Below are 12,393 nucleotides of genomic sequence, written 5' to 3' on the forward strand. Positions count from 1 at the left end.
AGTCGGAGGGGGAGGTTGCGCCAGATGGCTGACGACGGATCGGGCACCGGTTCAGGCGCCGCGCCGCAGCGCAGGTACTCCGGCAGGTCAGCGGAGGAGCGACGGGCCGATCGACGGCGGTTGCTACTGGACGCGGCCGAGTCGTTGTGGCGTGAAGGTGGGCTGTCGGCACTGAGCGTCCGGGCGGTCTCGGCCCGCGCCAAGCTCACGGACCGCTACTTCTACGAGCAGTTTGCCGGCCTCGGTGCGCTGATCGGCGCCGTCATCGACGACGTGTTGGAGGGGCCTTTCGCCGCGATGCTGGCCGGGGGCAGTGCGCCCGAGTCGGCGACGGTCCAGACGCGACTGACGCTGGGTCTGGCCGGGTTCATCGAGCATGCCGAGAGCGACCCGCTGGCCGTTCGGATCTTCCTGACCGACGCCCGGCACATCGAATCGGTCTCCGAGCACATCCGGATGGCGCAACACCGGGTGGCTGCCGCCATCCTGGAGTTGCTGCAGCCCGACCGCGACGCCGATCGAGAGAGCTTCGACGCGGCGCTGTTCTGTGTCGGCGGCGTCGCCACGCTGGTCAACGAACGGCTGCTCGACGAGACCAAAACCGTTACCGCACAAGACTTTGCGGAACAGGCCGTCAGCTGGTGCGCCCGGGTGCTCCGGGTGTCCGGCGAACCCGGCGCGCCGAGCTGACGGGCTGCGGCTAGCCGCGCGCGGCCCGGTTCACCGCCGAGACGACGGCCCGCAGCGACGCCGTGGTGATCGACGGCGCGATGCCGACGCCCCACACCGTCTTGCCGCCGATCGACGCCTCGACGTAGGCCGCGGCCTGCGCCTCTTCACCGGCCGACATGGCGTGCTCGGAGTAGTCCAGGACGTTGACGTGGAAGCCGACGGCACCCAGTGCGTCGGTGAAGGCCGCCAGCGGGCCGTTGCCGGCGCCGACGATCTCGCGCTCCTCGCCGTCGATCTTCACGATGGCGGTGATGGTGTCGGTGCCGCCGTCCTCTTCGGACGCGTCGACGCGCTGCCGCATGCGCTCCAGCGGGGTGATGGGCGCCAGGTACTCCTCATTGAAGACGTCCCACATCTCCTTCGGGGAGACCTCGCCGCCTTCACCGTCGGTGATCTTCTGGATGGCCTGGCTGAACTCCATCTGCAGTCGGCGCGGCAGCACCAAGCCGTGATCGGCCTTCATGATGTAGGCGACGCCGCCCTTGCCGGACTGCGAGTTCACGCGGATGACGGCCTCGTACGTGCGGCCGACGTCCTTCGGATCGATGGGCAGGTACGGCACCTGCCACAGGATGTCGTCGACGTCGGCGTCGGCGGCATCTGCGTCGACCTTCATCTGGTCCAGGCCCTTGTTGATGGCGTCCTGGTGGCTGCCGGAGAACGCCGTGTAGACCAGGTCGCCGCCGTAGGGGTGGCGCTCGGCGACGGGCAGCTGGTTGCAGTACTCGACGGTGCGACGGATCTCGTCGATGTTGGAGAAGTCGATCTGCGGGTCGACACCGCGGCTGAACAGGTTCAGGCCCAGCGTCACCAGGCAGACGTTGCCGGTGCGCTCACCGTTGCCGAACAGGCAGCCCTCGATGCGGTCGGCGCCGGCCAGGTAGCCCAGCTCGGCGGCTGCGACGCCCTCGCCGCGGTCGTTGTGCGGGTGCAGGCTCAGGATGATCGAGTCGCGCGGCGTCAGGTGCCGGTTCATCCACTCGATCGAGTCGGCGTAGACGTTCGGCGTCGCCATCTCGACGGTCGCCGGCAGGTTCACGATCAGCGGCCAGTCCGGCGTGGGCTGTACGACCTCGGCGACCGCGTTGCACACCTCGACGGCGTACTCCAGCTCGGTGCCGGTGTAGGACTCGGGAGAGTACTCGAAGCGCCACAGCGTGCCGGGGTACTTCTTGGCCTCTTCGACGCACAGCTTCGCGCCGTCGGTGGCGATCTTTTTGACGGCCTCGCGGTCGGCGCGGAACACCACGCGGCGCTGCAGGATCGACGTCGAGTTGTAGAAGTGCACGATCACGCGCGGCGCGCCGTTGCAGGCCTCGAAGGTGCGCTCGATCAGCTCCGGCCGGCACTGCGTCAGCACCTGGATGGTGACGTCGTCGGGGATCGCGCCCTGCTCGATGATCTCGCGGACGAAGTCGAAGTCGGTCTGGCTGGCCGACGGGAAGCCGACCTCGATCTCCTTGTAGCCCATGCGGACCAGCAGGTCGAACATCCGGCGCTTGCGCTCCGGGCTCATCGGATCGATCAGGGCCTGGTTGCCGTCGCGCAGGTCGACCGCACACCAGCCGGGCGCCACCGTGGCGACCTTGTCGGGCCACGTGCGGTCGGGCAGGGAGATCTTCTCGACCTCGTCGGCGAAGCTGCGGTACCGGTTGACCGGCATCGCGGAATTGCGCTGGGTGTTCCAGGACGGCTGGCCCTCACGGCGTGGGCCGGACGGGGTGGTGATGGCGCGTACCGACGAGAAGGAGTCGGCAGAAGAATCGGGAGAGTAGGTGGTCACGGTTTTTTGCTCCGGTCTGTCTTGATGGGACCTAGAAGAAGGTCAGGACCGGCGCATCTCAAACCCCCGCGACGGGAGGCCGGTCGGATCAGACCCCGTCGCGGCGTCCGAGGAGGAGCACCCGCGCGCTATACATCACTGGCGAGTTTACTCCGGTCCGGTAGATCGCCAAAACGAGGTCGGGCTGTCGGGTGACAACGTCCTGGCCAGGTGTAATGGGCGTGGTGCCAGCTGTGCCGATACAGTTCGACCGTGTTGACGAGATGGTTGTTGAGCCTGGACCGCAGCTGGAAGATCGGCATCGCGGTCGCGCTCGCCGTCGTCATCGGCCTCGTGGTGTGGCAGACCGAGTTCCGTGGGCCGACGCCGGAGTGCAAACCGGTGCGCGACATGCTCGACTACAACAAGGCGCAGGCCGTGCAGATCGAGTCGAAGATCGACAAGAACAACAATGGCGTCCCGACCATCGCCGAGGAGACGGCCTACCGGGCCTGGGCCGACGGTATGGCCGAGCGGGCGCAGAAGGTCACCGGCGACAAGGTTGCCGCCAACGCCGTGCAATTGGCGACGCTGGCCTCGCAGTTCGCCTCGGCGCTGGACGCCTACCGGATCGCCGCCCAGGGCCGGGCGCCCGGCGCCCCCGCGCCGACCGAGGCCTACCAGCTGTCGGCGATCAACGCGCAGATCACCGAACAGATGAAGGCGCTGACCGACGCCTGCCCGGCACAGCGGAAGCTCACCGACATCTTCTGATCGGGCGGGAGTGACGAACGTCTCCCGCCTTGCAGGTCCGGCAGGTGACCGGGCAACAAAATCGGGTTCACCCCTCCCTTATCCTTGGAGCAGCATTGATGCGAATGCTTGCTGCCAATTCAGAGAAGGAAACGCGAACAGTGGCGCTCGTCGTCCAGAAGTACGGCGGATCCTCGGTGTCGGACGCCGAGCGAATCCGTCGAGTCGCCGAGCGAATCGTCGAAACCAAGAAGGCCGGCAATGACGTCGTCGTCGTGGTCTCTGCCATGGGCGACACCACCGATGATCTGCTGGATCTGGCCCGCCAGGTCTCCCCGGCGCCACCGGCCCGGGAGATGGACATGCTGCTCACCGCGGGTGAGCGCATCTCGAACGCGCTGGTCGCCATGGCCATCGAGTCCCTCGGCGCGCAGGCCCGGTCGTTCACCGGCTCGCAGGCCGGCGTGATCACCACCGGCACGCACGGCAACGCCAAGATCATCGACGTCACCCCGGGCCGTCTGCGCGACGCCCTCGACGAGGGCCTGATCGTGCTGGTCGCCGGCTTCCAGGGGGTCAGCCAGGACAGCAAGGACGTCACCACGCTGGGCCGTGGTGGTTCGGACACCACCGCCGTGGCGCTGGCCGCCGCGCTGAACGCCGACGTCTGCGAGATTTACACCGACGTGGACGGCATCTTCACCGCTGATCCGCGCATCGTCCCCAATGCCCGTCATCTGGACACCGTCTCCTTCGAGGAGATGCTGGAGATGGCGGCCTGCGGAGCCAAAGTGTTGATGCTGCGCTGCGTGGAATACGCCCGTCGCTACAACGTTCCGATTCACGTCCGGTCCTCGTACTCCAACAAGACCGGCACCATCGTCAAAGGATCGATCGAGGACATCCCCATGGAAGACGCCATCCTCACCGGAGTCGCGCACGACCGCAGCGAGGCGAAGGTCACCGTCGTCGGCGTGCCCGACGTACCGGGCTATGCCGCCAAGGTGTTCCGCGCGGTCGCCGACGCCGATGTCAACATCGACATGGTGCTGCAGAACATCTCGAAGGTGGAGGACGGCAAGACCGACATCACCTTCACCTGTTCGCGCGAGAACGGCCCGGGCGCCGTCGAGAAGCTGACGTCACTCAAGGACGAGATCGGTTTCTCGCAGGTCCTGTACGACGATCACATTGGCAAGGTGTCGCTGGTCGGCGCCGGTATGCGCAGCCACCCCGGCGTCACCGCCAAGTTCTGCGAGACGCTGGCCGAGGTCGGCGTCAACATCGACCTGATCTCGACCTCCGAGATTCGAATCTCGGTGCTGGTCAAGGACACCGAGCTGGACACCGCCGTCTCGGCGCTGCACGAGGCCTTCGGCTTCGCCAGCGAAGAGGCCGCCGTGGTGTACGGCGGAACGGGGCGCTAGTCATGGTGAACATCGGTGTGGTGGGTGCGACCGGTCAGGTCGGCCAGGTCATGCGCAAGCTTCTCGAAGAGCGCGACTTTCCGGCGACCTCGGTGCGGTTCTTCGCCTCGGCGCGGTCCGAGGGCAAGAAGCTGACGTTCCGCGGCCAGGAGATCGAGGTCGAGAACAGCGAGACCGCCGACCCGTCGGGTCTGGACATCGCCCTGTTCTCCGCCGGCGCGACCATGTCGCGCGTGCAGGCCCCGCGCTTTGCCGCCGCCGGCGTGACGGTGATCGACAACTCGTCGGCGTGGCGCAAGGATCCCGATGTGCCGCTGGTGGTTTCGGAGGTCAACTTCGAACGCGACGTCCGCGGCAAGCAGCTCGCCAAGGGCATCATCGCCAACCCGAACTGCACCACGATGGCCGCCATGCCGGTGCTCAAGCCTCTGCACGACGAGGCCGGCCTGACCCGCCTCATCGTGTCGAGCTACCAGGCCGTATCCGGATCCGGGCTCGCCGGCGTCGACGAACTGGCATCCCAGGCCCGCGCCGTCATCGGCGGTGCCGAGCAGCTGGTGCACGACGGCTCGGCGCTGGAATACCCGGCACCGGTGAAATACGTTGCGCCCATTGCCTTCAACGTCATCCCGCTGGCCGGCTCGCTCGTCGACGACGGCTCGGGCGAGACCGACGAGGACCAGAAGCTGCGCAACGAGAGCCGCAAGATTCTCGGTATCCCGGAGCTGGCTGTGAGTGGCACCTGCGTGCGCGTGCCGGTCTTCACCGGACACTCGCTGTCGATCAATGCCGAATTCGCGCAGCCGCTCTCGGTTGAGCGGGCCCGTGAGCTGCTGGCCGACGCGGCCGGCGTCTCGCTGGTCGACGTGCCGACGCCGCTGGCCGCCGCCGGCGCCGACGACTCGCTGGTCGGCCGCATCCGCCAGGACCCGGGCGTGCCCGACGGTCGTGGCCTCGCACTGTTCGTCTCGGGCGACAACCTGCGAAAGGGCGCGGCGCTCAACACTGTTCAGATCGCCGAGCTGCTCGCCACGCGCTGATCTTGCGGGCGGGGGCAGCGTCGGTCGGGGCGCTGGTGCTCGGGTTCGGCATGGGGGTGCCGGCGGCGCAGGCGGATCCGCCTGCGCCGGTACCGACTCCGGTGCTCAAACCGCTGGCCGTCGGGCAGGTGACACGCATCGGTCCGGTGGCCGGAACCGGCACGCCGACAGCCGATTACGGCATCGGTGCGACGGATCTCTGTGAATTCATGGAGTTCCCGAGCGGCATCCTGCAGATCTGTGGCGACAGCTTCGCGGGGCAGGGCGTCGGATTCGGCGGCTGGTATGCGCCCGTCGCACTGCATGTCGAGACCGACTCCATCAACTCACCGGACGGCCTGCGGTACCGCGGCGTCATGGGCATCGACAAGCCGCTGCTCGCCGACGCCAAAGTTCCTGGCACCTCGCAACTTCCGGCCGGTGTGGTGAACATCAACCGGGAGAACTACCTGCTGATCACCACCACGCGCGACCTCAGACCGGCGAGTTCGCGACTGGTCAAGGCCGACCCGGCGCGCGGCGCATGGCCGACCGTGCCGGGTTCGGTGCGACCGGCCGGCTATGCCGGGGGAGCGCAGAGTCAGATCACGGGCTACTACGACCCGGTGCCCACCGCGGACTCACCGCGCGGCTGGGTCTACCTGGTCGCCAACAACTTCGACCGCAGCAGCCCGGCCTACCTCTACCGGGCCACGCCGCAGGCGTTCACGGACCGATCCAGCTGGCAGGGCTGGTCTGCCGCAGCGGGCTGGGGCAAACCGCCAACTCCGTTGTGGCGCGACCTGATCGGCGAGATGAGCATGAAGCAGGTCGACGGCAAGACCGTGCTGTCGTACTTCAACAGCAGCACCGGCAACATGGAGGTCCGCGTCGCGAACACGCCGACGGAACTCGGCACCGCGCCGGTGACGACGGTCGTCGTGGCCGGCGGCTGGCCCGAGCAGGCCGACGAACTGCCTGAGCCGCAAGACAATCAGCTGGCACAGCCGTACGGCGGCTACATCTCGCCGGGCTCGACGCTCGATGAACTGCGCATCCTGGTCAGCCAGTGGAACACCACGCCGCGCGATACCGCGCCCTACCGCGTCATCCAGTTCGCGGTGAATCCGGTCAAGCCCTAGGCGCTGTTGTCAGCGCAGCACCAGGTCGACGCCGGCGCTGTCGAACACCTCGAGCAGTCCGCTCCAGGTGTGAGAATCCAACGCCTTCTTGGCTTTTGAACTGTCGGTCAGCACGAAGCGGAACGGCTCGTCGTCCGGCGTGCCGAAGCCGCCGCCGAGGCAGTCGGCCAGCGCGTCCAGATTGCTGCCGAAGTAGCCGCCGCTGCCGTTGACGGCGTGCCCCAGCTCGGTGAAAAGGTCTGCGCGGGAATGGATCCGCGTACCCCGCACGGTGAACGTCTTCACGCTCCTCCGATCTGGCAGAACGTCTCGTAGTGGTCGCCGGTGTAGTAGAACTCCGGTGGGTTGGTCGGCGGCTCGCCGCCGGTGATGACCCGTCGGGTGCCGCGCGTCTTCGCGCCCGGCGTGGGCACCGTGTACTCGTGGTAGTAGCCGCGCTGCTGGTTCGGCAGCCGGCGCTCGAAGTTGCCGAACACGATGCCGTCGCGTGAATAGGGGAACGGCCCGCCGCGGTGGATCAGGTCGACCGTGGTGGTGGTCTCGGGTGGCAGCGACGACAGCTGGCAGACGGGCAGCCCGGACTTGCTCTTGGTCGTCGGTGCCGGCGCTTGGGTGTGGGAGGCAGCCGTGGGCGACGCCGTCGGAGCCGGGCCCGTCAGCACGGCGGTCTGCTTCGCGCACGCCGGGGTGAGGGTCAGGAGCAACGCGGTGCCGCACGCGAGGACCGCGGCGCGCAGGGTGGTTCTGGACATCTCACCTTTTCTGCCGCGTTCTGATATCGGAGCGTCGGCCGGCCCCCAAAGCCCGGCCGATGCTCCGCTACACAGGCCACGCTACCGCGCCGCGCGCCTCATAGCTGATTCTTATGCGCAACCTAGCCACCGCAGTGGTTGATGGACGGATCATCGATGACATGAGTGAGGAAACCCCTAACCAAACGCCAGAGACGCCGGACACCCCGACGGACTCGTTCCCGCCCGTAGCAACGGCCACCGCAGTGGCTGCGCCGCCCGCCGAGCGCAAGCCCAGCACGCTGAACAAGGTGCTGGCCTGGGTCGGCATCGTCGCGGGCATCGTCTTCATCGTCACGACGATCTTCTTCTCGGGCTTCGTCCTCGGCGCGCATTCCGGCGGCGGTCACCACGGCTGGCACAAGCACCACCGCGGGCAGGACACCGCCGAGTTCCGCGAGGGTCACGGACCGCGCGGCGGCGGCATGTGGCACCCGATGTTCCCGGGTGGTCCGGGCTGGCAGGGACCCAACGGTCCCGGCTGGCAGGGCCCAGGTGGCCCCGGTGGTCAGGGCCCCGGTGGTTCCGGACCGCAAGCGCCGGGCCAGCCTGGCCCCACCCAGCCGGGTCGCTGACCCAACCAGTCCCGCATCACACGACAGGCCGCGCCCGCTCAGGGTGCGGCCTGTCGTCTGCGCTAGGCCTGTCCGTCGGGCGCCAGGCGGTTCGCGGCCACTGCTCGATAGCCCGTGGTCAGCAGTTCGACGATCCGTTCCTCGAGCTCGGTGGAGTCGTCGTCGGCGGCGATGGTCGACACGTACATGGCGGCACCCGCCGCCATGATCAGGACGGCGCGCGCGTCCAGTTCCGCACTGCGCCGCTCCTCGGCGGTCTGTGCTCCGACGTCGTCGGCGAACAGTTCGACCGCCGGTCCCGTGAACCGATTCCACAGCGATCGCCCCAGCTGTTTGTCTTCGACCAGAGCCTGGGTCAGGTCGGGTGCCGCAGCCTTCATATCGGGGCGGTTGAACAGGGCACGGCTGCCCCGGACGACGAAATCTATCCAGCCGTAGACATCGGTTCCATCAAACGGCGTCAGGTCGGGTGCCACGCCCATCACTGCGTCGATGACCAACGCGGCCTTCGACGGCCAGCGTCGCGCCAGGCTGGCGCGCGTGACGCCGGAGCGCTGCGCGACGAGCCGCATGCTCAATTCCTGAAACCCGACCTCCGACAGGAGCTCCCGGGTCGCGGTGAGTACGCGGTCGTCGATACTCGCGTCCCGCGGCCGACCCGGACCTGACTGACTGCTCACGGGTCCATCATCACAGCACCCGATCCTCGGCGATGTCATTGACGCGATCCCGGTAATTAGTGTACCACTGGATCACTAATTAAGGAGTTGCGATGACTGCCGGGGCGAAGGCGACTGCGTTCACCGTGGTGATGCTGTTGGTCGCCGCCGCGCTCGTGGTGGTGTTCGGCCAGTTCCGGTTCGGGGCGGGCGAGCGGTATCACGCCCAATTCGCCGATGCCTCACGCCTGAAAGCCGGGCAGGACGTGCGGATGGCCGGGTTGCCGGTGGGCAAGGTCGACCGGGTGTCGCTGCGCCCCGACAACACCGTCGACGTCCTGTTCAGCGTTGATTCGCGCTACCGCCTGTACACGTCGACCAGGGCCGTCATCCGCTACCTGAACCTGACGGGCGACCGTTATCTCGAATTGGCCTTTGCCGCAGGGGAATTGCATGTGCTGGCGGCCGGGGCGACCATCCCGCTGAGCAATACCCAGCCCGCGGTCGACCTCGACGCGCTCCTCGGCGGACTGCGCCCCGTGCTCAAGGGCCTCGACGGAGAAAAGATCAACGCCATTACCGCCGCCGTCATCGATCTGCTGCAGGGCCAGGGTGGTACTGTGTCGCAACTGCTTTCGACGACAGGCAACTTCACGCAGAACGTCTCCGGGCGTGATCAGCTCATCGGTGATGTCGTCGGCAACCTCGACACCGTTCTCGGCACCGTGGATTCGAAGAGCCGGCAGTTCAGCACCAGTGTCGACACGCTGCAGAACCTGCTGACGGGTCTGGCGCAGGACCGCGACACCCTTGCCGGCGCCATCGCGCCGCTCGCCGCATCATCGGACGAATTGACCCAGATGCTCGACCGTTCGCGGCGACCGGTCCAGGGTGTCATCGAAAATGTGCGTCCCTTCGCGCAGCGGGTCTACGAGCGCAAGGCCGAAGTCAACGCCGCCATCGAGCCTCTCGCCGACAGCTACCTGCGGCTCAATTCACTTGGCGCATATGGTGCGTTCTTCAACATCTTCTTCTGCTCCAGCAAGATCAAGCTCAGCGGCCCGGCCGGCAGCGACATCATCATTCCCATCGGCGGAGCGCCCGATCCATCGAAGGGGCGGTGCTCGGAGAATGGGTGACCGACGCCTTGGGTTGCGCGGCGTCGCGATCCTGGCCTGCCTTGCCGTTGTCGTATCGGGCTGTCAGTTCGACGGTCTGAATTCGCTTGCGTTGCCGGGCACGGCCGGGCACGGCCCCGGGTCGTTCGAGGTGACCGTCGAGCTGGACAACGTCGTCGGCCTACCGCAGAATTCGCCGGTCAAGGTCGGGGACGTCACCGTGGGAAGCGTCTCCGGGGTCGCCGTCATGCAACGGGCCGGCAGCACGGTGTATGCGGCCGTTCGTCTTTCGCTGGACCGCCAGGTGGAACTACCCGCGAACGTCTCGGCGGCAGTGGGACAAACGTCGCTGCTGGGTTCCCAGCACGTCGAACTGATACGTCCGACTGACCGGCCGGCGCCCGCCAGACTGGCGGATGGCGCCCACATCCGACTCGGTCGGACGGGTCACTTTCCCACCACCGAAGAGGTCCTGGGCGCGCTCGGCGTCATCGTTAACAACGGCAATCTCGGCTCCCTGCAGGACATTACAGACGCGGCGTATGCCGCAGTGGTTGGACACGCGGCGACGTTCCCCGGATTGGTGGCGAAGCTGGCCGAACTGACCAGGTTCCTCGATGCGCAGACGTCCACCATCATCTCGGTGGCGGAAGGTATCGACCGCACGGCGGCCGCATTGGCGCGGGGCGCCGACGCACTGGGGCGGACGCTGCAGACGCTGCCCGCCGCACTCGACGTGCTGAACCGAAATCGCACCAACATCGTCGCGGCGTTCGAGGCACTGCGCAGACTCGCCTCGACCGCCGAACGCGTTGTGTCGCAGACAAAAGTAGACCTCGCCGCCGACCTCAGGGACACCTACCCACTCATCAAAGCCCTCAACGACAACGCCGACGACTTCATCCACGATCTGGAAATCCTGCCCACGTTCCCGTTCGCCCAGAAGTACCTGCGCAACGCCGTTCGCGGCGACTATCTCAACGTCTACTCGACGTTCGACCTCACCCTCCGGCGGCTCGGCGAAAACCTGCTCACCACATCGCGACTCGACCCCAACATGCCGCGCTTGTCCGAGATCGTCGATCCACCGGATTTCCTGATGGGCGCACTCTCCAACCTGTCGGGGCAAGCCGCCGACCCGTTCCAGATTCCACCGGGAACCGCCACGCAGCACGGAGCGAAGCCGTGAAAGATGTTGTCGCATCGAGATTTGCCGAGAGGATTACCGAAAGCATGACACCCGACCCATTCCAGCCGGCCAAGCTCGGTCCGATCACGTTGCGGAATCGGGTGATCAAGGCCGCGACGTTCGAGGCGGCGACCCCGGATGCGCTGGTCACCGATGATCTGATCCGGTATCACCGGCTGCCGGCCGCCGGTGGGGTGGGGATGACCACGGTCGCCTATTGCGCGGTGTCCCCGGGTGGGCGTACCGATGGGTGGCAGTTGTGGATGCGTCCCGAGGCCGTGCCCGGGCTGCGCAGACTCACTGATGCGGTGCACGGCGAGGGGGCGGCGATCAGCGCGCAGATCGGGCACGCCGGCCCGGTCGCCAACCCCCGCACCAACAAAGCCACAGCGCTGGCCCCGGTGCGGTTCTTCAACCCGCTGTCGATGCGCTTCGCCAAGAAAGCCACCCGCGCCGACATCGACGCGGTGATGGCCGCGCACGCGAACGCCGCCACACTCGCGATCGAAGCCGGGTTCGACGCCGTGGAAGTCCATTTGGGCCACAACTACTTCGCCAGCTCCTTTTTGAGCCCGTTGATCAATAAGCGCCGCGACGAGTTCGGCGGCTCGCTGGCCAACCGGGCCAAGGTGGCCCGCGGCACCGTGGCCGCCGTACGCGAGGCCGTGGGGAATCAGATCGCGGTGATCGCCAAACTCACCATGACCGACGGCGTGCGCGGCGGCATCCCGCTCGAGGAGTCGCTGCAGACCGCGAAGTGGCTGCAAGAAGACGGCAACCTCGATGCCCTGGAGTTGACCGCGGGCAGCTCGCTCGTGAACCCGATGTACCTGTTCCGCGGGGATGCCCCGGTCAAAGAGTTCGCCGCGAACTTCAAACCGCCGCTGCGGTGGGGCATCCGGATGAGCGGACACAAGTTCTTCCGCGAATACCCGTACCGGGAGGCGTTCCTGCTCGAGCAGGCCCGCCAGTTCCGGGCCGAACTGTCGATGCCGCTGATCCTGCTGGGCGGCATCACCAACCGCGACACCATGGATTTGGCCATGGCCGAAGGGTTCGAGTTCGTGGCGATGGGCCGGGCCCTGCTGGCCGAACCGGACCTGCTGGGCCGCATCCAGGCCGACAACACCACGAAATCAGGCTGCACACACTGCAATCTGTGCATGCCCACCATCTACACCCGGACCCACTGCGTGGTCACCGGCAAACCGAACTGAGATAGGAGC

13 protein-coding genes are annotated in these 12,393 nt (G+C 67.1%); 9 read left to right on the forward strand and 4 right to left on the reverse strand.

The window, feature by feature from the left end; genetic code table 11:
- Window positions 1-24 precede the first annotated feature (24 nt).
- Window positions 25-690 carry a TetR/AcrR family transcriptional regulator gene (locus ACJH6I_RS09615; RefSeq protein ID WP_406784021.1) on the forward strand — a complete coding sequence of 222 codons (666 nt, stop codon included), beginning with the start codon at window positions 25-27 and terminating at the stop codon, window positions 688-690.
- Window positions 691-700: 10 nt separating this feature from the next.
- On the opposite strand, the gene leuA is transcribed toward ACJH6I_RS09615, so the two are convergent.
- Window positions 701-2,515, reverse strand: coding sequence for a 2-isopropylmalate synthase (gene leuA, locus ACJH6I_RS09620; RefSeq protein WP_406784022.1), 1,815 nt, complete (start codon window positions 2,513-2,515; stop codon window positions 701-703).
- 252 nt (window positions 2,516-2,767) lie between these two features.
- On the opposite strand from leuA, the gene ACJH6I_RS09625 reads away from it, so the two are divergent.
- From ACJH6I_RS09625 to ACJH6I_RS09640, 4 genes are all read left to right on the forward strand, one after another.
- Window positions 2,768-3,268: a hypothetical protein gene (locus ACJH6I_RS09625; protein WP_225433761.1), complete on the forward strand. Its 501-nt coding sequence runs from the start codon at window positions 2,768-2,770 to the stop codon at window positions 3,266-3,268.
- Window positions 3,269-3,408: 140 nt separating this feature from the next.
- Window positions 3,409-4,674, forward strand: a complete 1,266-nt coding sequence (locus tag ACJH6I_RS09630; RefSeq protein ID WP_061001435.1) for an aspartate kinase — start codon at window positions 3,409-3,411, stop codon at window positions 4,672-4,674.
- Between the two features lie 2 nt (window positions 4,675-4,676).
- On the forward strand, window positions 4,677-5,714 hold the full coding sequence (locus tag ACJH6I_RS09635; RefSeq protein WP_212807363.1) for an aspartate-semialdehyde dehydrogenase: 1,038 nt from the start codon (window positions 4,677-4,679) through the stop codon (window positions 5,712-5,714).
- 50 nt (window positions 5,715-5,764) lie between these two features.
- Entirely contained in the window at window positions 5,765-6,835 is a 1,071-nt protein-coding gene (locus ACJH6I_RS09640) for a DUF4185 domain-containing protein (protein WP_406784044.1), read from the forward strand.
- Between the two features lie 9 nt (window positions 6,836-6,844).
- On the opposite strand, the gene ACJH6I_RS09645 is transcribed toward ACJH6I_RS09640, so the two are convergent.
- Both ACJH6I_RS09645 and ACJH6I_RS09650 read right to left on the reverse strand, forming a co-directional pair.
- Window positions 6,845-7,120 (reverse strand): barstar family protein, encoded by a 276-nt coding sequence (locus tag ACJH6I_RS09645; RefSeq protein ID WP_406784023.1) that lies wholly within the window; start codon window positions 7,118-7,120, stop codon window positions 6,845-6,847.
- Window positions 7,117-7,587, reverse strand: a complete 471-nt coding sequence (locus tag ACJH6I_RS09650) for a ribonuclease domain-containing protein (RefSeq protein ID WP_406784024.1) — start codon at window positions 7,585-7,587, stop codon at window positions 7,117-7,119. Before ACJH6I_RS09650 ends, ACJH6I_RS09645 begins: the two co-directional genes overlap by 4 nt.
- 161 nt (window positions 7,588-7,748) lie before the next feature.
- Here ACJH6I_RS09650 and ACJH6I_RS09655 point away from each other — a divergent pair, with 161 nt between their 5' ends.
- Complete coding sequence (locus ACJH6I_RS09655; protein ID WP_061001440.1) at window positions 7,749-8,201, forward strand: hypothetical protein; 453 nt, start codon at window positions 7,749-7,751, stop codon at window positions 8,199-8,201.
- Between the two features lie 62 nt (window positions 8,202-8,263).
- Here ACJH6I_RS09655 and ACJH6I_RS09660 read toward each other — a convergent pair whose 3' ends face one another.
- A complete protein-coding gene (locus ACJH6I_RS09660; RefSeq protein WP_267324275.1) occupies window positions 8,264-8,881 on the reverse strand; it encodes a TetR/AcrR family transcriptional regulator in 618 nt (205 codons plus the stop codon).
- A 92-nt stretch (window positions 8,882-8,973) separates the two neighbouring features.
- Here ACJH6I_RS09660 and ACJH6I_RS09665 point away from each other — a divergent pair, with 92 nt between their 5' ends.
- Genes ACJH6I_RS09665 through ACJH6I_RS09675 form a run of 3 tightly spaced genes read left to right on the forward strand, consistent with a single transcriptional unit; the run spans window position 8,974 to window position 12,384 of the window.
- Window positions 8,974-9,999, forward strand: coding sequence for an MCE family protein (locus ACJH6I_RS09665; protein WP_406784025.1), 1,026 nt, complete (start codon window positions 8,974-8,976; stop codon window positions 9,997-9,999).
- Window positions 9,992-11,167, forward strand: a complete 1,176-nt coding sequence (locus ACJH6I_RS09670; RefSeq protein WP_406784026.1) for an MCE family protein — start codon at window positions 9,992-9,994, stop codon at window positions 11,165-11,167. Before ACJH6I_RS09665 ends, ACJH6I_RS09670 begins: the two co-directional genes overlap by 8 nt.
- Before the next feature lie 44 nt (window positions 11,168-11,211).
- Window positions 11,212-12,384, forward strand: a complete 1,173-nt coding sequence (locus tag ACJH6I_RS09675) for an NADH:flavin oxidoreductase (protein ID WP_406784027.1) — start codon at window positions 11,212-11,214, stop codon at window positions 12,382-12,384.
- Window positions 12,385-12,393: the final 9 nt, after the last annotated feature.

Source organism: Mycobacterium sp. SMC-13 (assembly GCF_045311035.1).
Taxonomy (GTDB): Bacteria; Actinomycetota; Actinomycetes; order Mycobacteriales; family Mycobacteriaceae; genus Mycobacterium.